Source organism: Pseudomonas sp. ANT_J28 (assembly GCF_008370005.1).
Lineage (GTDB): Bacteria > Pseudomonadota > Gammaproteobacteria > Pseudomonadales > Pseudomonadaceae > Aquipseudomonas > Aquipseudomonas frigoris.
In genome coordinates, this window is the sequence record NZ_VOBM01000009.1 from 46,457 (window position 1) to 69,197 (window position 22,741).

The following is a 22,741-nucleotide window of genomic DNA, read 5'->3' on the forward strand; positions in this document are numbered from 1 at the left end:
AACTGGCATCACGCCAGTTCGTCCAGCAGTCGCAGCAAGGTTTCGCGTTTCTCGGCACCCAGGCGGTCAATCAATCGCTGTTGCGCCGCTTCCCACGCGGGCAAGGCCGCTTTCAGGCGCTCAACACCGGCCTCGGTGAGCATGACGATGCGGTTACGCATGTCGTCACCCTCGACCAGCATCAGCAGACCTTCGCCTTCCAGCACCCGCAGATTGCGCCCCAAGGTGCTGCGATCCAGCCCCATGGCCTCGGCCAACGTGGAAATACTCGGTTTATCCAGACGCTGCAGATTACACAGCAGAGAATACTGGGCAACGTTGATCCCGAAGCCGTCGAGAGCGCCGTCATAGTGCCTGCTGACGCCGCGGGCGGCGCGACGCAGGTTGATGCATAAACATTGGGAGTCGAGCATGGTGCGTGTATATACCCGCGGTTGTGTTAAATCAAGTTACATGATGTGGGAAGTTCAGCAGATCGCCAATCCCGCCAGCACCACGACCTCAAGGATTTCCAGCATCGCCCCCGCCGTATCGCCCGTCGTGCCGCCCAATCGGCGCAGCATCACTTGCCTCAGCCAGACAAACACCAGCGCCGCCAGCACGACTGCCAACACGCCGCTGAGGCCGGCAATCACAACACACGCCAACGCACTCACCGCCAACACCTGCTTGCCCGCCAAACGTGGCAGATGATCAGCCAGGGCTTGCCCCAACCCGCCGGCACGCACATAAGGCGTGGTCAGGAACAACCCCAGCATCGCGCTACGCCCGATCAACGGAACAATGATCAGGGCTACGGCGTGTTGCTGCTCGATCAATGCCAGTAACGCGGCGAATTTGAGCAGCAACACCATCACCAGCGTCACGACCGCAATCGGCCCGCTGCGCGGGTCCTTCATGATCGTCAACGTGCGCTCTCGATCGCCGAACCCACCGAGCCATGCATCGGCGCTATCGGCCAGGCCGTCCAGGTGCAAAGCGCCGCTGAGCAATACCCAAACCGCCAGCAACAGCGCTGCGTGAAGCAACAACGGGGTGCCGAGCAGCAGCCAGTTGAACGCCCACAAAATCCCGCCGAACAGCAGGCCGACCAGCGGATAAAACAGCAGCGACCGCCCCGACTCCTGTGGCGCCGGCATACCCGGCAGACGAATCGGCAGACTGCTCAAAAATTGCAGGGCGATCCAGAACGGCAACATGGTCAGATCGCTTCCTTTAACAACACGCCAGATTCCACCGTCAGCGAAAACAACGCGCCATGCCCGACTTCGACGTTGAGCAACTGCTCACGAGGCAACCCCCGCGCCTGAGCCAGCAACAAGCGCATGACCCCGCCGTGGCTGATCAGCAACACCCGCTCGCCTGCGCAGGTAGCCTGCAAGCGCTCAACGGCTGCCAACACCCGCGACGAAAAATCCACCACCGGCTCACCCTGTGGCGGCGTAAACGAGTAAGGGTCGGCCCAGAACAATCCCAACGCCTCGGCGTCGGTTTCCATCAGCGCGGCGGCGCTCTGCCCTTCCCAGGCGCCGAAGTGCAGCTCTTGCAGGTCTTTATCCAACTGCACTGGCAACCCCAGTTGTGCGCCGAGTTCTTCGGCGAACCGCGCGCACCGCTGCAACGGCGAGCTGACCAAACGATCCCAAGGCCCCTGCTCGATTACCGCCGCGCGCATCTGCGCCCAGCCCTTTTCGGTCAGCGCATCGTCGAGGCTGCCGCGCAGACCGCCGCCGAGTTCGGTTTCACCGTGGCGCAACAGGTCCAGGCGCAAAGTCATGCCGGACGATCCGCCACGGCGGCCTCGGCGAAAGTCGCCATCTGCCCGTGAAGGTCGCACGCCAGACGCAGCAACGGCACGGCCAACGCCGCGCCACTGCCCTCGCCCAGACGCAGGCCGAGGTCCAGCAGCGGTTCGGCGTTCAGGGTTTCCAGTACATGACGATGACCCGGCTCGGCGCCGCGATGACCGAACAACAGCCACTGACGGCATTCAGGATTCAAGCGCACCGCCACCAACGCCGCGACGCTGCAAATGAAACCGTCCACCAGCACCGCGACGCCTTCCTGGGCACACGCCAGATACGCGCCGACCAGTGCCGCGATTTCAAAACCGCCGAGGTTGAACAGGGTTTGCAGCGCATCGCCACGTTGAGCGCTGTGCAATGCCAAAGCGCGCTCGATAACCTGGGCTTTATGACTGACACCCGCCGCGTTCAAACCCGTACCCGGCCCGGCCAGATGCACCACCGGGCAATCGAGCAACGCACAGGCCAACGCGCTGGCCGCGGTGGTATTGCCGATGCCCATCTCGCCACCGATAAACAACTGCGCACCCGCCACGATGGCGCGCTGCGCGCTGTCGCGGCCGGCCTGCAAAGCGAGCTCGCCCTGAGCCGGCGTCATGGCTGAACCTTCGACGAAATTCGCCGTGCCCGGGCCGATGTTCAAGTGACGCACACCCGGCAAATTCAACGACGGCGTCACCGTGCCGAGGTCGACCACTTCCAGGGAGGCCCCGAGTTGCCGCGCCAGCACGCTGATCGCCGCTCCACCGCTGACGAAGTTGTGCAGCATCTGCCCGGTGACTTCCTGGGGAAATGCCGACACCCCTTCAGCGACCACGCCATGATCACCGGCAAAAATCGCGATCCACAGCTGATCCAGTCTCGGCTTGACCTGCCCTTGTAACCCGGCCAATTGGACGGCCACCGACTCAAGCCGACCGAGGGAACCGGCAGGCTTGGTCAGCTGTTGTTGACGGGCCTCGGCCTGCTCGACCGCTTGAGCATCGATCGGCTTGCAGGGGTTCAGCCACCAGGATTGAGTCATAACGCAGTTCCTTTCAAAGTCAGGGGCAGGCCGGCGACGGTCAGGACGACGCGCTCACAGCGCTCGGCCAACGCTTGATGCAGCCAACCGGCTTCATCGACATAGCGGCGAGTCAATTCGCCCAGCGGCACGACACCCATTCCGGTCTCGTTGCTGACAAAAATGATTTCACCCGGCAACGACGCCAGGCAGTCCAGCAATGCATCACGCTCGGCCGACAGGCGCTCGGCATCTTCGAGCATCAGCAGGTTGGTTAGCCACAGGGTCAGGCAATCCACCAGCAGGCAACGTTCGGCGCTGGCGGTTTCGCGCAGGATGCGGGCGAGTTCCACCGGTTCTTCGATCAACGCCCATTCGGCCGGACGACGGGCGCGGTGATGGGCCACCCGCTCGTTCATTTCACCGTCGAGGGGTTGGCTGGTGGCGATGTAAGTCACCTGGAGCCGACTTTCGGTTGCCAGTTTTTCAGCTAGACGACTTTTTCCGGAGCGGGCGCCGCCGAGGATCAGTTGCAGCATGGTGATAACCCTTCTTCAAATCCCACAGAGTTCCCGCAACAACCCGGTATCCAGATACTTCTCCACCAGATCCGCCAGCCGCTCGATATCGCGCTCACGCAACGCGTGATAATCCACTTCCTGAACAGCCTGCAAACCTGCCCAGCGCAACAGCGCACTGCACGCCGCGGGCGATTCAAACAGCCCATGCAGATAGGTGCCGAAAATCTGCCCGTCCACGCTTTGCGCACCGTCGCAGCGACCGTCGTCCAGCTGCACCGCGGCGTTTTCCAGCGCCGGCCCGGTGGTCACGCCGGCATGAATTTCATAGCCGCTGACTGGCGCATTTTCGAGCGCCAGACGCCCGCGCACATTGCGTAATTGCTTCTCTTCTTCGAGCTGGGTTTCGAACGCCAACAAGCCCAAACCGACGCTGGAACCCGGTGCACCTTCGAGGCCTAGCGGGTCGTGTACCTGCTCGCCGAGCATTTGCAGACCACCGCAAATGCCGAGCACTTTGCCGCCATAACGCAGATGACGACTGATCGCGGTGTCCCAGCCATTGGCCCGCAGATACGCGAGGTCACTGCGCACGCTTTTCGAGCCGGGGAGAATCATCAGGTCAGCCGGCGGAATTGCCGGACCGGGGCCGATGAATTGCAGATCCACCTGCGGATGCAAGCGCAGCGGATCGAAATCGGTGTGGTTGCTGATCCGCGGCAGCACCGGCACCAGCACTTTCAGCACCTGGTCGGCCTTGTCGGTCTGACGCTGGTCGATGCCGTCCTCGGCTTCCAGGTGCAGGTCCATCACGTAAGGCAGAACGCCGATCACCGGTTTGCCGGTGCGCGCTTCCAGCCAGTCGAGACCCGGTTGCAGCAAAGCGATATCGCCGCGAAACCGGTTGATGATGAAGCCTTTGACCCGCGCCTGTTCGCTGGGCGACAACAGTTCCAGCGTGCCCACCAGATGCGCAAAAACCCCGCCGCGATTGATGTCGGCGATCAACACCACCGGACAATCCACCGCCTCGGCAAAGCCCATGTTGGCGATGTCGCCAGCGCGCAAATTGATCTCCGCCGGCGAGCCCGCGCCTTCGACCATGACCACTGGATAAGCCGCGCTCAGCCGTTCATGCGAGGCCAGCACTGCTTGCATCGCGATGGCTTTGTAGTCGTGATACGCGACCGCGTTCATCGTCGTGACCGCGCGGCCATGGATGATCACTTGGGCGCCGGTATCGCTGTTGGGTTTGAGCAGCACCGGGTTCATGTCGGTGTGCGGCGCAAGGTTGGCCGCCTGAGCCTGCACCGCTTGCGCGCGACCGATCTCGCCACCGTCGGCGGTCACGGCACTGTTGAGCGCCATGTTCTGCGGCTTGAACGGCACGACGCTGACGCCCTGACGCACGACCCAGCGGCACAACGCCGTCACCAGCGTACTTTTACCGGCGTCGGAAGTGGTGCCTTGCACCATCAGCGTAGTCATTGGGTTTCCCTAGCGTAGGCTTCGAACGCTTGCGCGAGACGTGTCCAGTCGGCTTCATCGGCGGGCAAGCCGAAACGCAGACTGCTGTTGTGCGTGAACAACCGCAGCAGAATGCCGCGCCGGGCCATGAACTCATGCAGGGCTTCGGCGCGGTCGGTGATCAGCCATTGAAACAAGGCGCAGCCGCCCTGTGGTTTGAAACCATGCTGTTCAAGCAGCAGCGCCAGACGCTCGCTGGCTTCTTCAGCACGAACCCTCTGCCGGGCATGCCCTTCGGTATCCAGCAGGCAGGCCTGCCCCAGCACCCGCGTCGGCCCGCTGACCGCCCACGGGCCCACTTGCTCGGCCAGCAATTTGAGTAACTTGCGCTCGGCCAGCACGAAACCCAGGCGCACACCGGCCAAGCCGAAAAACTTGCCGAAGGAACGCAGCACGATCAACCCGACCTGATTGGCAAAAGGTGCCAGGCTCAGCTGCGGTGTGTTGTCCATGAACGCCTCGTCCACCACCAGCCAGCCACCGCGCTGGGCCAGCCGCGAGTGCCAGTCGAGCAGCCGACTCGGTGTCAGGCTCAGGCCGGTAGGATTGTTCGGGTTGACCACCACCAGCACGTCGAGGCTGTCGAGATAGAAGTCGATTTCCTGCTCCAGCACTTCACGCACGATGTAGCCATTGCGGCGCCACGCTTCGGCGTGTTCGGCGTAACACGGCGAGAGCACGCCGACCTTGCCGGCCCGGCGCAATCGCGGCAGCAACTGGATCGCCATTTGCGAGCCGGCCACCGGCAGCACTTGAGCGGCGCCGTAGTAATCACACGCCGCCTGCTCCAGACCGTCATCGGTTTCCGGCAACCGCGCCCAGGCCCGCAATGGGATCTGCGGGACCGGAAACGGCCAGGGCGCGAGGCCGCTGGACAGGTCGAGCCAATCGGCTTCGGCGATGCCGTAATCGAGCGCCGCCTTGCGTAACCGACCGCCGTGCTCAAGCATAGAATTCAGCCCCCACGCAGAGGATCAGTAACCATAACCATACCCCGCGCTGGACCAATTGCCAGCCGCGGTCGATGGAGTCGGCGTCCGCCGGCATGCCTTCGCCCAGTGGCGGACGCTGATGCAGTTCGCCGTGATAAATCGCCGCCCCGCCCAACTCGACACCGAGCGCTCCGGCACCGGCTGCCATCACCGGACCGGCATTCGGGCTGTCCCAGGTCGGGCCCTGGGTACGCCAGCATTTCAGCGCCAGTCGGGTTTTGCCCAGCAGCGCGTAGGTCAGCGCCACCAGGCGTGCAGGAATATAGTTGAGGACATCGTCGATCTTTGCCGCGGCCCAACCGAAACGTTCGAAGCGTTCGTTGCGATAGCCCCACATCGCATCCAGCGTGTTGCTCAAACGGTAGAGCACCACACCGGGCGCACCGGCCACGGCAAACCAGAACAGCGCAGCGAATACCGCGTCGCTGCCGTTCTCCAGCACCGATTCTGTGGCGGCGCGGGCGACTTCGGTTTTATCCAGTTCGCTGGTCTGGCGGCTGACCAAATAACTGACCCGTTTGCGCGCCTCGTCCAGATCATCGCTGCGCAGCGCCTTGGCCACCGGCTCGACGTGTTCACCAAGGCTGCGCATGCCGAGGGCGCAATAGAGCACGAGAATTTCGACGATCCAGCCGACATAGGGTGCCCAGGAAAACGCCGTGGCCAGCAGGGTCAGCGGCAACACCGCGATCACCCAGGCAGTGACGCCATGACTGCGCCAGCCGCGGCCACCGCCGCCGTTGAAACGTTGCTCGATGCGGTCGGCAAAACGGCCGAACGCCACCAGCGGATGCCAGCGTTTGGGTTCACCCAGAAGCGCATCCAGCGCAACCGCGGCGACACTCAATAACGCCACACTCATTGACTCACTCCCCAATAGTTTTCATACAGCAGCTCACTGAGCGGACGCGCCTGCGCCCAGCCTTCGAGTACCAGCATCGGCGCCGGATAGAATTCCTTGACCGGCCCCAGGCAAAGAATGGCCGTCGGCTTGGCTCCGGCTGGCAAACCCAGCAGGTCCGCCAGCGCTTGCGGCTCGAACAGCGAGACCCAGCCCATGCCCAACCCTTCAGCGCGGGAGGCCAGCCAGAGGTTCTGGATCGCGCAGGACAGCGAGGCCATGTCCATTTCGGGCAAGGTGCGACGGCCGAAGATGTGGCGCTCGCGATCGTCCATTAGCGCAGCGACCAGAACCTCGGCGCTGTCGTTGATGCCTTCGACTTTCAGCTTCATGAATTCATCGGTGCGCTCGCCGAGGGCTTCGGCGGTGCGGATGCGTTCTTCTTCCACCAACAACTGGATCTTGCCGCGCAGGGCTCGATCGCTGATGCGGATGAACCGCCAGGGCTGCATCAGGCCGACACTCGGCGCCTGATGCGCGGCTTCGAGCAGGCGCCGCAGTAACTCGGGCTCGACCGTGCCACCGCTGAAATGACGCATGTCACGGCGTTCGCCGATGGCGCGATAAACTGCTTCGCGTTCAGCCTCGGAAAATGCGTTGTCGGTCATGGCCTCTTCGCGAGCAAGCTCGCTCCCACATTGGAAGGTGTGCTGCCTGAAGAAACGCGGTCCCCTGTGGGAGCGGCGGTGCGACGATTCGACTTGCTCGCGAAGGCGGCTTGAAGGTCAGGCACAAACAGCGCGGCAATCGCCGATGGATTGGACGGGAAATAGAAATGCACATAAGAAGCCGTCATCCGCCCTTCGCGGTAAACCGCCTCTGCCCCGCGCCCACCGTTCGGGCTCAAGCCACGAGCAATAGGTTCAAGCTCGGTACTGGTCAGCGAGTGGTGATAGGTGTGCCCGCGCAGCGAACCTTCCGGTAATTCGACCGCCTGCAACGCCAATGCAGCCAGACGCTTTTGCATCACCGCATCACCGGCCAGCAAGCCGACTAATTCAGCGCGAGTGCCCTCGACATCGGTCAACGAATCGAGCAGATAAAGCATGCCACCACACTCTGCCAACAACGGTTTACCCGCCGCATGGTGAGCGCGGATTGCGGCCAGCATCGTGGTGTTCTGTGACAGCGCCACATGGTGCAATTCGGGATAACCGCCCGGCAGATAGAGGCTATCTACCTCCGGCAAACCGGCGTCGCGGATCGGCGAGAAAAACAGCAGCTCGGCGCCCATGGCTCGCAGCAAATCCAGGCTCGCGCCGTAGGTGAAGGCAAACGCCTCGTCACGGGCCACGGCGATACGCACTCCGGCCAGCAACGGTTCTGCATCGATCACATCAGGCGCGGCGAATTCCACCGCCGGTGGCAGCGCGACCTCGCAACTGCTGGCCAGTGCATCGGCCGCCGCATCGAGGCGCAGATCGAGATCGTTCAATTCACTGGCCTGAACCAGCCCGAGGTGTCGACTCGGCAATTCGATCCCGGTTTCCCGGGACAAGGCGCCGTACCAGCGCAAACCTTCAGTCAGGCTGCCTTCAAGTAATTGCGCATGACGCAGGGTGCCGACGCGGTTGGCCAACACACCGGCAAACGGCAGGTCCGGCTGATAACGCGCCAGCCCCAAGGCCAGTGCGCCAAAGGTCTGGGCCATGGCAGTGCCATCGATCACACCAAGCACCGGCACACCGAAGTGCCGCGCCAGATCAGCGCTGGACGGCGTACCGTCGAACAACCCCATGACGCCTTCGATGAGGATCAAGTCCGCTTCGCCGGCGGCTTCCCACAACAGTCGACGACTTTCCTGCTCGCCGACCATCCACATGTCCAGTTGATACACGGGCGCACCGCAGGCGCGCTCGAGAATCATCGGATCGAGGAAGTCCGGGCCGCATTTGAACACGCGCACCTTGCGCCCCCGATTGCGATGCAAACGGGCCAGCGCGGCGGTCACGGTGGTCTTGCCCTGACCGGAGGCCGGCGCGGCAATCAATACCGCCGGGCAATGACGTGGCTGACTCACAATTCGACGCCTTTTTGCGCTTTGATTCCGGCCTGGAACGCGTGCTTGATCACGCCCATTTCGGTGACGGTGTCGGCCAGTTCGATCATCTCCGGCTTCGCGCCGCGACCGGTCACCACCACGTGCTGCATCGGCGGACGGGCCTGCAAGTCGCTGAGCACTTGGTCCAGATCCAGATAACCGTGCTTGAGCGCAATGTTCAATTCATCCAGCACCACCAGGCCGATCGACGGGTCACGCAGCAATTCGCGCGACACCGCCCACGCGGCTTCGGCGGCGGCGATGTCTCGCTGGCGATCCTGGGTTTCCCAGGTGAAGCCCTCGCCCATCACATGAAAACGCACCTGTTCCGCAAAGCGCCGAAAGAACAGTTCTTCGCCGGTGCTGCTGCGGCCCTTGATGAACTGCACCACGCCACACTGCATGCCGTGGCCCATGGACCGGGCGAGCATGCCGAAGGCCGAACTGCTTTTGCCTTTGCCGTTGCCGGTCAGCACCAGCAGCAGGCCGCATTCATTCGGGGAATTGGCGATGCGTTCGTCGATCACGGCTTTTTTGCGCAGCATGCGCGCCAGATGACGTTCGTCACGATCGGGGGTATCAGTCATGGGGGAGCTCTCCGTTGAGGCTGGATAACGGCGGGCAGACACAAGAATAGACGGCAAGAAGCCTGGCATCGCCCACCGTGATGCCGCTGGATGGATCAGGCCGGTCTCCGGGCTCATGAGCGGCACTTGGCCTGACTGCGCGCCTTCCCATGTCGACAGTCGACACAGTGGCTCAAGGCGCAGTCTTCACTCATTTACCGTTGCGGGGGCAGCGCCGGGATCGTGAGCCTTCATGAATTGAAAAGATCGCTCACCGGCTTCCCTGTTTCACTCTGTCGACCAAGGTCACAGAGCACCTGAAACAAGCCGCGAAGGTTAGAGGGTTGGGGATGGAGCGTCAATTGAAGACGGGCGGCCTGCGAGCGAATAACTGCCGTCGATCAATTATCTGACGCCAATCTTGTGCCACACTCTCAGCAGTGATATCAAAGAGCCACAATCTCACAACACAATAACAAGGGTGAGCCACATGCAAGGCATGATCATCAGCAATCCGAAGCTGGAATTCCTGCGCCCGGTGCTGGAACGCTGGTTTGACTGTATCGACCGCTACAACGCCGTGCGCGGCGATAACGACACGCCTTACTGGTTCGACGAAAAAGCCAACCTGAGCCTGCTTTCCGCCGCGGCCTGGATGGCAGAAATGATCACGCTGCAACAAACACCAACCCGCAAACAGACCGAAGAAGGCGAACGCAACGGCCGCGCCGATCTGTTTATCGCGACCAGCGAAGAACGCGCTTACCTTCAGGCGACCCAGCGCTGGCCACGCGTCAACAGCCTGAACCTGACTCAAGCATTGCAAGACATCACTAGCGATGCCAAACGCATCAGCTACGCCAGCGACCTGAAACTCGGCTGCCTGTTCGTTGCGCCGCAAAAAGCCCAACAAGGCGCCACCCCGGAAGAACTCCAGGACATGGTCGACGACCTGCAAAAGGAACACACCTGCGCGGTGGCCTGGTACTTCCCCTATGCCTATCGCAAGTTGCGCAACGAAGCCGGCAACTATCACCCCGGCATTGCCGTGCTGTTCAAGGAAGCCCGCGGCTGACCGGTTGAACCATCGCACACCTGTGCTTCTCTATTGATTAGGTCAATGCATTCATAGGGAAGATCAGCATGCGCAAGCCCCCGCTCGTTCTCGTCATCGTGCTCGCCGGAGTGCTTGTCGCCTGTGGTGAAACCGCCAGGCTGCAAGTCACCGACGGCTACGGCCCGTCACCCAAGCTGCCAGAACCGAACAAGACCCTGATCCCGACGGTGAACATCGCCCCGGCGATCGGCTGGCCGAACGGCGCGAAGCCTATCGCCGCGACAGGGACTCAGGTGGCGGCGTTTGCCGAAAGTCTCGATCACCCGCGTTGGCTTTACGTATTGCCTAACGGCGACGTGCTGGTGGCCGAAACCAACGCACCACCCAAACCCGATGACGGCAAAGGTATTCGTGGCTGGGTCATGGGCAAAGTCATGGACCGTGCCGGCGCCAAAGTACCGAGCCCGAATCGCATCACGCTGCTGCGGGACAAGGACCACGACGGCATCGCCGAAACCCGTACGGTGTTCCTGGAAAACCTCAACTCGCCCTTCGGTATGACCCTGGTCGGCAATGACCTGTACGTCGCCGACACGGACCGCTTGCTGCGCTTCCACTATGAAAACGGCGAGACGGCGATCAAGTCGCAGCCTATGAAGGTGATCGACCTGCCGGGCGGTACGCTGAATCACCACTGGACCAAAAACGTCATCGCCAGCAAGGACGGCAGCAAGCTGTATGTCACGGTGGGCTCGAACAGCAACGTGGCCGAAAACGGCATGGACAAGGAAGAAGGTCGAGCGGCGATCTGGGAAGTGGATCGCGCCACCGGCAACCATCGGATCTTCGCCTCGGGGATTCGTAATCCAAACGGGCTAGCCTGGGAACCTCGGAGCGGCGCATTGTGGACAGCGGTCAACGAGCGCGACGAAATCGGCAGCGATCTGGTGCCGGATTACATCACTTCAGTGAAAGACGGCGGGTTCTACGGCTGGCCTTACAGTTATTACGGTCAGCACGTCGACATCCGCGTCGAACCGCAAAACCCCGACCTGGTGGCCAAGGCCATTGCTCCGGACTACGCGATTGGCCCGCATACCGCATCACTGGGCCTGACGTTTGCTGAAGGCAACAGACTACCGGCGCAGTTCAAGGAAGGGGCATTCGTCGGCCAGCATGGCTCATGGAACCGTAAACCGCACAGTGGCTACAAAGTGATTTTCGTTCCGTTCAGTGCAGGGAAACCGATCGGGCAGCCGATTGATGTGCTTACCGGTTTCCTCAATGACGAGGAAAAAGCCATGGGCCGTCCGGTAGGCGTGGTGATTGACCAACAGGGTGATTTGTTGGTGGCGGATGACGTGGGCAATAAGGTGTGGCGCGTGTCGGCCGCAAAATAAATCTCCAACTGCCAACACATAACCAATGTGGGAGCGGGCTTGCTCGCGAAGGTGTCATGACATTCAACATCAATGTTGACTGTCAGTGCGCTTTCGCGAGCAAGCCCGCTCCCACATTAGATCGGTTCAGCGCCTACCTTTTGCGGCACAGCGTTAAACCATCGCCTATTGGCAACAACGACAGGTCAACACGCGAGTCATCTTTCAAGGCGCGATTGAGCGCCTGGATGGCTCGGGTGTCTTCGCTCTCGGGATTGTCCTCAAGCACCCGTCCGCTCCACAGCGTGTTATCAAACACCGCCAGACCGCCGACGCGCAGCAGACGCAGGGCGTGCTCCAGATAGCGTGGGTAGTTGGCTTTGTCGGCATCGATGAAGATCAGGTCGAATGGCTGTTGCTGATCCAGTTGAGCCAAGGTTTCCAGCGCCGGCCCCAGACGCAGATCGATCCGCTCGGAAAGCCCCGCTTCCTGCCAGTAACGCCGCGCAGTGGTGTTGTAGTCGCCGGGTATGTCACAGCAGATCAGCGAACCGTCATCCGGCAATGCAGCCGCCATGCACAAGGCGCTGTAACCGGTGAAGGTGCCGATTTCCAGCAGACGCTTGGCGCCGGTGAGCTTAACCAATAGCGCAAGGAACTGACCTTGCTCGGGCGCCACCTGCCAGCGAGCCATGGGCAGCGCCTGGGTTTCGTCACGCAAACGCTTGAGCAGCGGCGTTTCGCGCAGGGAAACGTCGAGCAGGTATTGATACAGGGAATCGTCGAGATTGAGTGTGCGAGCGGTCATGACAACCTCTGCAATTTAGGGGTTGCGCGCCAAGTGCTCAGGTTGCAAGACGCGCTTGGCACTCAGATAGGCTTTCTGCCAGTAGGCTTTGGACAAGCTGTCGAGCTTCACCGTGCCGCCGGTGGCTGGCGCATGGACGAAGCGACCTTCGCCGACGTAGATCCCGGCGTGACTGACCTGAGAACCGCCATTTGTGGCAAAGAAGATCAGGTCACCGGTCTGCAGGCCTTCCTTGCCCACACTGGCCGCCTGCATGCTGATCATCTCGCGCGTGGTACGCGGCAGAGAAATGCCTGCGACATCACGGTAGACATAACCGATCAGCCCGCTGCAATCGAAACCCGAATCCGGTGTGTTGCCACCCCAACGATACGGCGTGCCCACCAGGCCGAGCGCGCGGAACAGTACGTCTTCTGCCTCAGGGGAGAATGGCTGGGAGGAACTGAAAACAATGGGCGCGCGAACCACCGGCGCAGGTGGCGGTGTACGGCTGGCGCAGGCGCTGAGCAGCGCTGCGAAGAACATGATTGCGAGGCGGGCCGACGTCGACATATGCAGAGCATCCTGATCTGGCTGCGGCTTTTTCTGCAGGGGGCGCAGAAAAGAAAACCGCCTGCGCAGGGCGCAGGCGGTTTGCCATCAATAATAGATCAGGATTCTAGCGGCTACGCGGCAAACTTCAAGTAAGACTTTAAGTTCACCTTACAAAATGTCCGCTTACTTGCGAGCAGTGACGATCGTGGGGGCTGCAATCGGCGCCATCGCCAGTGCGCGCTTGGCTTCGATGAAGGTCTTGCTCCAGTAGCTGTCGCCCAGGCTATCGATCCGGACACCACCGCTTTTGCGGCTGCTCGAATGGATGAACTGGTTGTCACCCAGGTAGATCCCGGCGTGACTGACGCGCCCGCGACGGCCATTGGTGGCGAAAAACAGCAAGTCGCCCGGCTCCAGTTTGCTGCGAGAAACCAGCGGAGCGTCGACGTTGATCATTTCGCGAGTGGAGCGTGGCAGGTTCAGGCCGGCTTCTTCACGAAACAGGTAACCGATGAAGCCGCTGCAATCAAAGCCTGCTTCGGAAGTGCCGCCGAAACGGTAACGGGTACCGATCAGGGACATGCCGCGTTCGAGGATGCTGTCAGCCAGAACTGGGAGCTGGTAGGACTTGCCGCCGGCGAAGTCTGCCAGTTCTTTTTCGGTGGCCGCCTCTTCCTGGAAAAGAGCTTGCTGATAAAGAGCGGAAGATTGGGCGGTAGCAGAATTTTTAACCTGCTGTTGTTGCTCTTGCTGGGACACTGGAGAGTGAGCAGCGCAACCGAACAACAGGGTGACGAGTGCGAGAGGCACGAGGGGTGCAAAGCGATTTAGCATGGGCACGACCGTGGCTGATAGTTGTAAAGAAGGCGAGACTATGCCCGCTATCAACCTCATTTGCAAATTCAATCGATCTTTATGTGACTTCCCGGTTTCTCGTTTACATCTAAGCGCTTAAGCCCGTTTTAGACGTTCGCGCAGCCTGCAGCCCTGTCGGAAAGCGGAATTCTTGACGCCTGAAATATGCCGAAACCCGCTAGCGCCTTGGCTTTACCAGGCGTTTGTTACCAGCCAAGCGTTTCTTTCAGAAAGGGAATCGTCAGCTTGCGCTGAGCTTGAAGGGAGGCCTGATCGAGACGCTCAAGCAGCTCGAAAAGTGCACTCATGCTGCGCGTACCGCGGGTCAAAATAAAATGCCCGACTTCATCGGTCAGGTGCAGACCACGACGAGATGCGCGCAGTTGCAAGGCACGCAATTTGTCTTCGTCGGAGAGCGGACGCATCTGAAAGATCAGCGCCAGCGTCAGACGGGATTTGAGGTCCGCCAGCTTCACCGGCAGTTCACGCGGGGAGGTCGACGCGGCGATCAGCAGGCGTCGACCGCTGTCACGCAGACGATTGAACAGATGGAACAACGCCTCTTCCCAATCCGCCCGACCGGCCACCGCCTGCAAATCATCCAGGCAGACCAGTTCGTACTGTTCGAGGTTGTCGAGGATGGCGATGCCGCGATCAAGCAGTTCGGCCAACGGCAAATACACCGCCGGCTCCCCCAACTGCTCAAAGCGCAGGCAGGCCGCCTGCAACAAGTGCGTACGCCCTACCCCGTCCTTGCCCCAGAGATAAATCAGGCTTTCGGTCCAACCGGCGTCGGCTTCGCATAGCCGCTCGACATAGCCGAGTGCAGCGGCATTGGCGCCTGGATAGTAATTGATAAAGGTAGCGTCATCACGCAGACGCACACCTAGGGGCAGCTGAATCGGTTTCATGCTGACTGAACAGTTCCAAAGGAACCGTTAGTGGCCTCTGTGTAAAGTTTGCGAAGTTTATACCCGTGAGGCGGGTCGCACAATGCGACAGACCACAAGCAAAATCAAAGGTTTGCGTTAACACCCTGGTTTTATGACAGTTTCTTTGGCGGCGCATGTGACAGCCGCACGAGGGATGTGGGCCAACCCGGCATGGAACCAGGCCGCCCGTTACCCACCATCAACGAACCTTAGAGCTCAGGCTCGTCGGCACCACTGTAGATATCAGAATCTTTATACAAATCATGCACATGCCGCACCAGCACCATGATCACCGCCGCCACCGGCAGCGCCAGCAGCACACCGGTGAAACCGAACAGCTCGCCCCCTGCCAGAATCGCGAAGATCACCGCCACCGGGTGCAGACCGATCCGGTCCCCCACCAGCAATGGCGTCAGCACCATACCTTCCAGCGCCTGTCCCACCATGAACACCGCGACGATACCGATCATGGGATACAGATCGCCACCGAACTGGAACAGCCCGGCAATCAAAGCCGCACCGATCCCGATAACGAACCCCATGTACGGCACGATCGCCGCCAGACCGGCAATCAATCCAATCAACAGCCCCAGCTCCAGCCCTACCAACATCAGGCCGGCCGCATAGATCACGCCCAACGCCACCATCACCAGCAACTGACCGCGCACGAACGCACCCAGTACTTCATGGCATTCACCCGCCAGGATCACAACGCGCTCTTCGCGGTCACGGGGCAGCAGGCCGCGGATCTTGGCCATCATCAGGTCCCAGTCGCGCAGCAGATAGAAACTCACCACCGGGATCAGCACCAGATTCGCCAGCCAACCGATCAGCGCCAGCCCGGAAGCCGTCGCCTGACTCAGCACGACCCCGACAATGTCAGTGGTCTGGCCCATGTGCTCGCTGATTGCTGCCTTGAGCTTGTCGAATTTCCAGAAATTATCCGAGAGTCCGAATTTCGATTGCGCCCACGGCAGTGCGGTGTGCTGCAACCAGTCGAGCATCTGCGGTGCCAATTCGTACAAGCGGAACAGCTGCTTGGCGAGCATCGGCACCAGCACCAGCAGCAAGGTCGTGAAGATCAAGGTGAACAGCGCAAATACCGCCACCACGCCCCAGGTCCGAGACAGACCGGCCTTCTCCAGCCGATCCACCAATGGATCGAACAAATAAGCCAACAGCAGCGCCACCAGAAAAGGCGTCAGGATCGGATGCAACAGCCAGACAAACGCGCAGAGCAGGATCACCCCACCCAACCAGAACCAACGCCGCGTATCGGCCATGTACAACTCCATATGCATCTATATAAAGAAAGAAAACCTTACCAACGGAATCGCAACTGCGGCACCGGGGCCGGACTTGGTGCTACAGCAGGCGCCGAACCGTCGGCCACAGGCTGAACAGGAGCCGTCGGTGCTGACGCCTCACCGGCCGGGACTTCCTGCAACTTCGCCAGCGACAATTGCGCCTTCAACTGTTCAGCGCTGCCATTGACCCGATAGAGAATCCGGTCGCCGTCGACACTTTGCAGGCGCGCACCAAACGGCTCTAGCAAACGTCCAAGCGTCGCGTAGTGCTCCAGATTCATGCCCTGCACTTCAATTAATTGTTCGCTCGAAACACCCGGCTTGACGACAAACCGCGGCGCCAGCCGCTCACTGACCGCCAGCATCACCGCATCGGCCACCGCGGCCTGATCCGCGCCCTGCACGCTGCCCGCCTCCTTCTTGTCGCCGAGCCACAAATGCCACTTGGCCTGCCACTGCCCGCCCTCTTCCCGAGCATGCACCGCGAGCAAGGCGTCAGCGTTGTAACGCTCCGATGCCCCGCGCAGTGGTGTCGCGTCCGTACCTTCCAGATTCGGTGCCGTGGCGACGATCTGCTCACTCAGATCGGCCAGCGGCAGGCGCAGCGGCAGACCACGGTGTTGAGCCGCTCGGCGCAGCGGTGCAGCACTGGCCTGGCCATCGCCGACGAGGCTCGAACCCTCGGTGGAATCGTTCAACCACCAGCCGAGGATCGAAGGCCGGTTCGCCCCCCACAACGACAGCCCGGCACGGCGCAACGCTTGCTCGGTGGTGGCCGGGTCGAAATCGACCTTCAGCACTTCCGGCGGGCCGGCGTCAAAGCCGTACTGACTGATGATTTGCTGCGGGTCCTTGCGCAGTGCCGCCAACCCCGGACTTTGCGCAGCCTTGGGATCGCCGGTCAGACGCAACACCAACGTATCCAGCGCTTGCTGGGTCGCTTGATCACGCACTTCCGGGGTTTGACCACTGACAGGCTGACGCACCTGATACAGATTTTTGACGGTTTCGGCATGACTTGCCAGGCTGACCAATGACATACAGCCCGCAAACAAAAATCTAGAAAAAAAACGCATGGAGGATTCCTGACGACAAGAGCGGCTGGAACAGGCCGCGTGAACCGGATTGAGCAAGGCTGTGACCACGCCCCCAAGCAAAACATTCACCTGACCCTGGTAAGTTTTTGCACTGTCATAACGATAGACGGTTAATAGCGATACCTTATACAGCCATGAAGGATGCGGCCAACACGGGCAATGAAGGTTTTTTTAAGCTGATATGCCCCTGCCGTCGGCGTGAGGATGGCCGCTGCCCCTCAAGCCTGATAAAATCGCGCGCCTTCGCAGACCGGCAACAGCCGGGCACCCTGAAATTCGCGGACGGCACTCGCCTTCGTCTGTTTCGGCGGTCCCACTGGACTCGGTCGTTACCCCTGAATCCCCCCTAAAGGCCTGGATCATGAGCAAGCAACCCTCCCTGAGCTACAAGGACGCCGGTGTAGACATCGACGCCGGTGAAGCATTGGTCGAACGCATCAAGAGCGTCGCCAAGCGCACTGCGCGCCCGGAAGTCATGGGCGGCCTGGGCGGTTTCGGCGCCCTCTGCGAAATCCCGGCCGGCTACAAGCAGCCCGTGCTGGTTTCCGGCACCGACGGCGTCGGCACCAAGCTGCGCCTGGCGCTGAACCTGAACAAGCACGACAGCATCGGCATCGACCTGGTTGCCATGTGCGTGAACGACCTGGTGGTCTGCGGCGCCGAGCCGCTGTTCTTCCTCGACTACTATGCCACCGGCAAACTCAACGTCGAAACCGCGACCCAGGTCGTGACCGGCATCGGCGCTGGCTGTGAATTGTCCGGCTGCTCCCTGGTTGGCGGCGAAACCGCTGAAATGCCAGGCATGTACGAAGGCGAAGACTACGACCTGGCCGGCTTCTGCGTCGGCGTCGTGGAAAAATCCGAAATCATCGACGGTTCCAAAGTCGCTGCCGGCGATGCCCTGCTCGCCCTGCCGTCTTCCGGCCCGCACTCCAACGGCTACTCGCTGATCCGCAAGATCATCGAAGTGTCCGGTGCCGACATCGAAAACATCCAGCTCGACGGCAAACCGCTGACCGACCTGCTGATGGCCCCGACCCGTATCTACGTGAAGCCGCTGCTCAAGCTGATCAAGGAAACCGGCGCGGTCAAAGCCATGGCCCACATCACCGGTGGTGGCCTGCTGGACAACATCCCGCGCGTTCTGCCAAAAGGCGCACAAGCCGTGGTTGACGTCGCGAGCTGGACCCGTCCTGCCGTGTTCGACTGGCTGCAAGAGAAAGGCAACGTTGACGAAAACGAAATGCACCGCGTGCTGAACTGCGGCGTGGGCATGGTCATCTGCGTTGCTCAAGAGCACGTAGAAACCGCCCTGAACGTCCTGCGCGAAGCCGGCGAGCAGCCTTGGGTCATCGGTCAGATCTCCACCGCTGCCGAAGGCGCGGCCTCGGTTGAACTGAAGAACCTCAAGGCACACTGATGCAAGTGCCGATGTCCCAGACCTGTGATGTGGTGGTGCTGGTGTCCGGCACCGGCAGTAACTTGCAGGCCTTGATCGACAGCACGCGGACCGGCGACAGCCCGGCCCGCATCGCTGCGGTGATTTCCAACCGCGCCGACGCCTACGGCCTGCAACGCGCCAGGGATGCGGGTATCGACACCCGCACCCTGGATCACAAGGCTTTCGAAGGCCGCGAGGCCTTCGATGCCGCGCTGATCGAACTGATCGACGCGTTCAACCCCAAACTCGTGGTACTGGCCGGTTTCATGCGCATTCTCAGCGCAGGCTTCGTGCGCCACTACCAAGGTCGCCTGCTCAACATCCATCCTTCGCTGCTACCCAAATACAAAGGGTTACACACGCATCAGCGCGCGCTGGAGGCCGGCGACACCGAGCACGGCTGCTCCGTGCACTTCGTCACCGAGGAACTCGATGGCGGACCACTGGTCGTACAGGCAGTAATACCGGTAGAGTTGCACGATTCGCCGCAGAGTCTGGCGCAGCGGGTCCATGTTCAGGAACACCTGATCTACCCGCTGGCTGTACGCTGGTTTGCCGAAGGTCGTGTATCACTCGGCGAGCAAGGTGCTTTACTGGATGGAAAGTTACTCGCGGCCAGCGGCCACTTGATTCGAACCTAGGAGATTTTATGCGTCGCGCCCTGCTCTTCGCTTGCGCTCTGCTCGCACTGCCATTTGCGCAGGCTGCAGAACTTCAACCTTTCTCCGCCAGCTACACCGCTGACTGGAAGCAGTTGCCCATGAGCGGCACCGCTGAACGCAGCCTGACCAAACAAGCCAACGGCGCCTGGAAGCTCAGCTTCAAGGCCTCGATGATGATCGCCAGCCTGACCGAAGAAAGCACCCTGACTTTGGACAAGGACACCTTGCTGCCGCAGTCCTACCACTTCGAACGTGGCGGCCTGGGTAAAGCCAAGAAAGCTGACCTGGATTTCGACTGGACCAACAAAATGGTCACCGGCACCGATCGGGGTGACCCGGTCAAGATCCCGCTCAACCGTGGCATGGTCGACAAATCCACTTATCAGCTGGCCCTGCAACACGATGTGGCTGCCGGCAAGAAAAGCATGAGTTACCAGGTCGTCGATGCTGGCGAAGTCGATACCTATGACTTCCGCGTGCTGGGTTCGGAAAAAGTCGACACCAAGGCTGGCCAGATCGATGCCATCAAGGTCGAGCGCGTGCGCGATCCGACACAAAGCAAGCGCATCACCGTCCTGTGGTTCGCCAAGGACTGGGATTACCTGCTGGTTCGTCTGCAACAGGTTGAAACCGACGGCAAGGAGTACAACATCATGCTCCTCGACGGTACGGTCAACGGCAAGGCTGTCAAAGGCAGCTGATCCGGCTCGACACAAAAATCCGGAATCCGCTAAGGGTTCCGGATTTTTTTTGCCTGCTGAAATTCAGATCCGCGCCAGCGCCTGTGCCAGGTCGGCGCGCAGGTCTTCGACATCCTCGACCCCCACGGACAACCGCACCAACGCATCGCCGATGCCGAGTTGCGCACGAGTATCCGCGGGGATGCTGGCGTGGGTCATGATCGCCGGGTGCTCGATCAGGCTTTCCACCCCGCCCAGGCTCTCGGCCAAGGCAAAGATCCGCGCACTCTCGAGGAAGCGCGTGGCGCCGGCCAGGTCGCTGTTCAGGTCAAGGGATATCATCCCGCCGAAACCGCGCATCTGCCGCTGCGCCAGTGCGTGCTGCGGGTGCGACGGCAGGCCCGGATAATAGACGCGCGCCACCTGCGGCTGACGTTCCAGCCATTGCGCCAGGTCCAGCGCGTTATTGCAGTGGCGTTCCATGCGCAGCGCCAGGGTCTTCACGCCGCGCAGGGTGAGGAAAGCGTCGAACGGCCCGGCAATCGCGCCTACCGAGTTCTGCAGGAAGCCCAGACGCTCCGCCAGGTCTGCGTTTTGTCCGACCACCGCAATGCCGCCGATCACGTCGGAGTGGCCGTTCAGGTACTTGGTGGTCGAGTGCAGCACGATGTCGAAGCCAAGCTCCAGCGGGCGCTGTATCCAGGGGCTGGCAAAGGTGTTGTCGGCGACACAAATAATGCCTCGCTGGCGGCAGATGCGCGCGATGGCAACGAGGTCGGTGAGGCGCAGCAAAGGATTGCTCGGCGTCTCGACCATGACCATCCGCGTGTCGTCCTGCAACGCCGCTTCGAAGGCCGACAAATCAGTCAGGTCGACGAAGCTGAAGCGATGCCCGGCGCTGCGCCGACGCACTTTGTCGAACAGGCGAAAAGTACCGCCGTACAGGTCGTTGCCGGAGACGATGTGCGAATCAGCATCGAGCAATTCGAGCACGGTTGAGATCGTCGCCAGCCCGGAGGCGAACGCGAAGGCCTGGGTGCCGCCTTCGAGGTCTGCAACGCAACGCTCCAGCGCAAAGCGCGTCGGGTTGTGCGAGCGCCCGTAGTCGAAGCCCTTGTGCACTCCGGGGCTCTGCTGCAAATAGGTGGAGTTGGCGTAAATCGGCGGCATCAGCGCCCCGGTGGTAGGGTCGGGCATTTGCCCGGCATGGATCACTCGGGTGGCGAAGGCACGTGGCACAGCGTTTTCATCGTGTTGACTCATGTAAGGGATCTCCGTAGATGAATGAGCATGTCGACTCGAGTAATCAAGCCGTAGAAGCCCGAAGCGTCAGCGATGATCGCCACCAGCCCACGGTCGAGCTCCGCCCGCAGTTCAGCCAGACTGGCGCCTGGAGGCAGAGTTTGCAGCTTATCGGTCATCGCGCTGGCCACGCTCGCGCGAAAGTGCGAAGCCTCTTCTTGCATGCCCAGCAGAATGTCGGACTCGTCGATCACGCCGACCAGCCGCTGCCCGCCCTCCAGCACCGGCAGTTGCGAGACATCCGCCAGGCGCATGCGCTGGAACGCGGTGAGCAACGTATCGTCCGGGCCCACGCTGATCACCCGGCCATCCTCGAAGCGCCGTGAGATCAAGTCGCGCAGATCGCCGTAATGTTTGTACTGCAACAGGCCCTGATCGTTCATCCACTGGTCGTTGTAGACCTTCGACAGGTAGCGCGTGCCGGTGTCGCAGACGAAGCTGACGACCCGCTTCGGCTCGGTCTGCTCGCGGCAGTAACGCAGCGCCGCCGCCAGCAGTGTGCCGGTCGAAGAGCCGCCGAGTATGCCTTCGGCGCGCAGCAGTTGGCGGGCATGATCGAAGCTTTCCTCGTCGCTGATCGAGTAGGCGTGGCGCACGCTGGACAGGTCGGCAATCGACGGAATGAAGTCCTCGCCGATGCCCTCCACCGCCCAGGAGCCGGGCGTGTTCATGGTGCCGCTGCGGCTGTATTCGGCCATCACCGAGCCGACTGGATCGGCCAGCACCATGACCAGGTCCGGTTGCACGCGGCGAAAGAAACGAGTCAGCCCAGTCAGCGTACCGGCCGACCCAACGCCGACGACGATAGCGTCCAGATCATGTTGAGTCTGCGCCCAGATCTCCGGCGCGGTGCTGCATTCGTGGGCCAGCGGGTTGGCCGGGTTGTTGAATTGATCGGCGAAGAAGGCATCGGGAATTTCCTGCGCCAGCCGCGCCGCTACGTCCTGGTAGTAATCGGGATGCCCCTTGCCAACGTCGGAGCGGGTGATGTGCACCTCGGCGCCCATCGCCTTGAGGTGCAAGACCTTCTCGGTGGACATCTTGTCCGGCACCACCAACACCACTCGGTAGCCCTTGGCACGGCCGACCAGCGCCAGGCCAAGGCCGGTGTTGCCGGCGGTGGCTTCGACGATGGTGCCGCCGGGACGCAAGCGGCCATCGCGCTCGGCGGCGTCGATCATCGCCAGACCGATGCGATCCTTGATCGAGCCGCCGGGGTTCTGCGATTCGAGCTTGAGGAACAGCGTGCACGGGCCGGTATCGAAACGGCTGACGCGCACCAGCGGCGTGTTACCGATCAGTTCGAGTACGGCGGGTCGGGAGTCGGTGGGCAT

General features: G+C 61.4%; 24 protein-coding genes and 1 riboswitch. Of the genes, 5 read left to right on the forward strand and 19 right to left on the reverse strand.

Annotation, left to right across the window (positions count from 1 at the left end):
* Nucleotides 1-8: 8 nt before the first annotated feature.
* The 11 genes from FQ187_RS08290 to cobO are packed head-to-tail and all read right to left on the reverse strand — an operon-like array spanning nucleotide 9 to nucleotide 9,374.
* The gene (locus FQ187_RS08290; protein WP_149629095.1) at nucleotides 9-413 is read right to left on the reverse strand and encodes a MarR family winged helix-turn-helix transcriptional regulator; all 405 of its coding nucleotides are present in this window, start codon (nucleotides 411-413) and stop codon (nucleotides 9-11) included.
* Nucleotides 414-467: 54 nt separating this feature from the next.
* Nucleotides 468-1,199: an adenosylcobinamide-GDP ribazoletransferase gene (locus FQ187_RS08295; protein ID WP_149629096.1), complete on the reverse strand. Its 732-nt coding sequence runs from the start codon at nucleotides 1,197-1,199 to the stop codon at nucleotides 468-470.
* A 2-nt stretch (nucleotides 1,200-1,201) separates the two neighbouring features.
* Nucleotides 1,202-1,777, reverse strand: coding sequence for an alpha-ribazole phosphatase family protein (cobC, locus tag FQ187_RS08300; protein ID WP_149629097.1), 576 nt, complete (start codon nucleotides 1,775-1,777; stop codon nucleotides 1,202-1,204).
* Nucleotides 1,774-2,829: a nicotinate-nucleotide--dimethylbenzimidazole phosphoribosyltransferase gene (cobT, locus tag FQ187_RS08305; RefSeq protein ID WP_149629098.1), complete on the reverse strand. Its 1,056-nt coding sequence runs from the start codon at nucleotides 2,827-2,829 to the stop codon at nucleotides 1,774-1,776. Before cobT ends, cobC begins: the two co-directional genes overlap by 4 nt.
* Nucleotides 2,826-3,347 (reverse strand): bifunctional adenosylcobinamide kinase/adenosylcobinamide-phosphate guanylyltransferase, encoded by a 522-nt coding sequence (cobU, locus tag FQ187_RS08310; RefSeq protein ID WP_149629099.1) that lies wholly within the window; start codon nucleotides 3,345-3,347, stop codon nucleotides 2,826-2,828. The genes cobT and cobU overlap by 4 nt, the downstream gene beginning before the upstream one ends.
* 15 nt (nucleotides 3,348-3,362) lie before the next feature.
* Entirely contained in the window at nucleotides 3,363-4,814 is a 1,452-nt protein-coding gene (locus tag FQ187_RS08315) for a cobyric acid synthase (RefSeq protein ID WP_149629100.1), read from the reverse strand.
* A complete protein-coding gene (gene cobD, locus FQ187_RS08320) occupies nucleotides 4,811-5,803 on the reverse strand; it encodes a threonine-phosphate decarboxylase CobD (protein ID WP_149629101.1) in 993 nt (330 codons plus the stop codon). Before cobD ends, FQ187_RS08315 begins: the two co-directional genes overlap by 4 nt.
* On the reverse strand, nucleotides 5,796-6,707 hold the full coding sequence (gene cbiB / locus FQ187_RS08325) for an adenosylcobinamide-phosphate synthase CbiB (protein ID WP_149629102.1): 912 nt from the start codon (nucleotides 6,705-6,707) through the stop codon (nucleotides 5,796-5,798). The genes cobD and cbiB overlap by 8 nt, the downstream gene beginning before the upstream one ends.
* The gene (bluB, locus tag FQ187_RS08330; RefSeq protein ID WP_149629103.1) at nucleotides 6,704-7,354 is read right to left on the reverse strand and encodes a 5,6-dimethylbenzimidazole synthase; all 651 of its coding nucleotides are present in this window, start codon (nucleotides 7,352-7,354) and stop codon (nucleotides 6,704-6,706) included. Before bluB ends, cbiB begins: the two co-directional genes overlap by 4 nt.
* A complete protein-coding gene (locus FQ187_RS08335) occupies nucleotides 7,351-8,766 on the reverse strand; it encodes a cobyrinate a,c-diamide synthase (protein WP_149629104.1) in 1,416 nt (471 codons plus the stop codon). The genes bluB and FQ187_RS08335 overlap by 4 nt, the downstream gene beginning before the upstream one ends.
* Nucleotides 8,763-9,374 (reverse strand): cob(I)yrinic acid a,c-diamide adenosyltransferase, encoded by a 612-nt coding sequence (cobO, locus tag FQ187_RS08340; RefSeq protein ID WP_129442332.1) that lies wholly within the window; start codon nucleotides 9,372-9,374, stop codon nucleotides 8,763-8,765. Before cobO ends, FQ187_RS08335 begins: the two co-directional genes overlap by 4 nt.
* 80 nt (nucleotides 9,375-9,454) lie before the next feature.
* Nucleotides 9,455-9,689: riboswitch (cobalamin riboswitch) on the reverse strand.
* Nucleotides 9,690-9,843: 154 nt separating this feature from the next.
* Here cobO and FQ187_RS08345 point away from each other — a divergent pair.
* Together FQ187_RS08345 and FQ187_RS08350 are read left to right on the forward strand one after the other, a co-directional pair.
* Nucleotides 9,844-10,428 carry a hypothetical protein gene (locus tag FQ187_RS08345; protein ID WP_149629105.1) on the forward strand — a complete coding sequence of 195 codons (585 nt, stop codon included), beginning with the start codon at nucleotides 9,844-9,846 and terminating at the stop codon, nucleotides 10,426-10,428.
* A 68-nt stretch (nucleotides 10,429-10,496) separates the two neighbouring features.
* Nucleotides 10,497-11,810 (forward strand): sorbosone dehydrogenase family protein, encoded by a 1,314-nt coding sequence (locus FQ187_RS08350; protein WP_149629106.1) that lies wholly within the window; start codon nucleotides 10,497-10,499, stop codon nucleotides 11,808-11,810.
* A gap of 133 nt (nucleotides 11,811-11,943) precedes the next feature.
* Here the strand turns inward: FQ187_RS08350 and FQ187_RS08360 are convergent, their stop codons facing one another.
* The 6 genes from FQ187_RS08360 to FQ187_RS08385 all read right to left on the reverse strand — a co-directional run bounded on the left by FQ187_RS08360 (nucleotide 11,944) and on the right by FQ187_RS08385 (nucleotide 17,301).
* Entirely contained in the window at nucleotides 11,944-12,597 is a 654-nt protein-coding gene (locus FQ187_RS08360) for an O-methyltransferase (protein ID WP_149629107.1), read from the reverse strand.
* A gap of 15 nt (nucleotides 12,598-12,612) precedes the next feature.
* The gene (locus tag FQ187_RS08365) at nucleotides 12,613-13,149 is read right to left on the reverse strand and encodes a C40 family peptidase (protein ID WP_134422204.1); all 537 of its coding nucleotides are present in this window, start codon (nucleotides 13,147-13,149) and stop codon (nucleotides 12,613-12,615) included.
* 165 nt (nucleotides 13,150-13,314) lie between these two features.
* Complete coding sequence (locus FQ187_RS08370; RefSeq protein WP_149629108.1) at nucleotides 13,315-13,965, reverse strand: C40 family peptidase; 651 nt, start codon at nucleotides 13,963-13,965, stop codon at nucleotides 13,315-13,317.
* A 227-nt stretch (nucleotides 13,966-14,192) separates the two neighbouring features.
* The gene (gene hda / locus FQ187_RS08375; RefSeq protein WP_008148645.1) at nucleotides 14,193-14,897 is read right to left on the reverse strand and encodes a DnaA regulatory inactivator Hda; all 705 of its coding nucleotides are present in this window, start codon (nucleotides 14,895-14,897) and stop codon (nucleotides 14,193-14,195) included.
* Between the two features lie 230 nt (nucleotides 14,898-15,127).
* The gene (locus tag FQ187_RS08380; RefSeq protein ID WP_149629109.1) at nucleotides 15,128-16,201 is read right to left on the reverse strand and encodes an AI-2E family transporter; all 1,074 of its coding nucleotides are present in this window, start codon (nucleotides 16,199-16,201) and stop codon (nucleotides 15,128-15,130) included.
* Between the two features lie 38 nt (nucleotides 16,202-16,239).
* The gene (locus FQ187_RS08385) at nucleotides 16,240-17,301 is read right to left on the reverse strand and encodes a DUF2066 domain-containing protein (RefSeq protein ID WP_149629110.1); all 1,062 of its coding nucleotides are present in this window, start codon (nucleotides 17,299-17,301) and stop codon (nucleotides 16,240-16,242) included.
* 382 nt (nucleotides 17,302-17,683) lie between these two features.
* On the opposite strand from FQ187_RS08385, the gene purM reads away from it, so the two are divergent.
* The 3 genes from purM to FQ187_RS08400 are packed head-to-tail and all read left to right on the forward strand — an operon-like array spanning nucleotide 17,684 to nucleotide 20,126.
* Complete coding sequence (gene purM / locus FQ187_RS08390) at nucleotides 17,684-18,742, forward strand: phosphoribosylformylglycinamidine cyclo-ligase (protein WP_076030216.1); 1,059 nt, start codon at nucleotides 17,684-17,686, stop codon at nucleotides 18,740-18,742.
* 11 nt (nucleotides 18,743-18,753) lie between these two features.
* The gene (gene purN / locus FQ187_RS08395) at nucleotides 18,754-19,404 is read left to right on the forward strand and encodes a phosphoribosylglycinamide formyltransferase (RefSeq protein WP_149629185.1); all 651 of its coding nucleotides are present in this window, start codon (nucleotides 18,754-18,756) and stop codon (nucleotides 19,402-19,404) included.
* An 8-nt stretch (nucleotides 19,405-19,412) separates the two neighbouring features.
* On the forward strand, nucleotides 19,413-20,126 hold the full coding sequence (locus FQ187_RS08400) for a DUF3108 domain-containing protein (protein ID WP_129442316.1): 714 nt from the start codon (nucleotides 19,413-19,415) through the stop codon (nucleotides 20,124-20,126).
* A gap of 63 nt (nucleotides 20,127-20,189) precedes the next feature.
* On the opposite strand, the gene FQ187_RS08405 is transcribed toward FQ187_RS08400, so the two are convergent.
* Both FQ187_RS08405 and FQ187_RS08410 read right to left on the reverse strand, forming a co-directional pair.
* Nucleotides 20,190-21,368: a PLP-dependent aspartate aminotransferase family protein gene (locus tag FQ187_RS08405; protein WP_149629111.1), complete on the reverse strand. Its 1,179-nt coding sequence runs from the start codon at nucleotides 21,366-21,368 to the stop codon at nucleotides 20,190-20,192.
* On the reverse strand, nucleotides 21,365-22,741 hold the full coding sequence (locus FQ187_RS08410; protein ID WP_149629112.1) for a pyridoxal-phosphate dependent enzyme: 1,377 nt from the start codon (nucleotides 22,739-22,741) through the stop codon (nucleotides 21,365-21,367). The genes FQ187_RS08405 and FQ187_RS08410 overlap by 4 nt, the downstream gene beginning before the upstream one ends.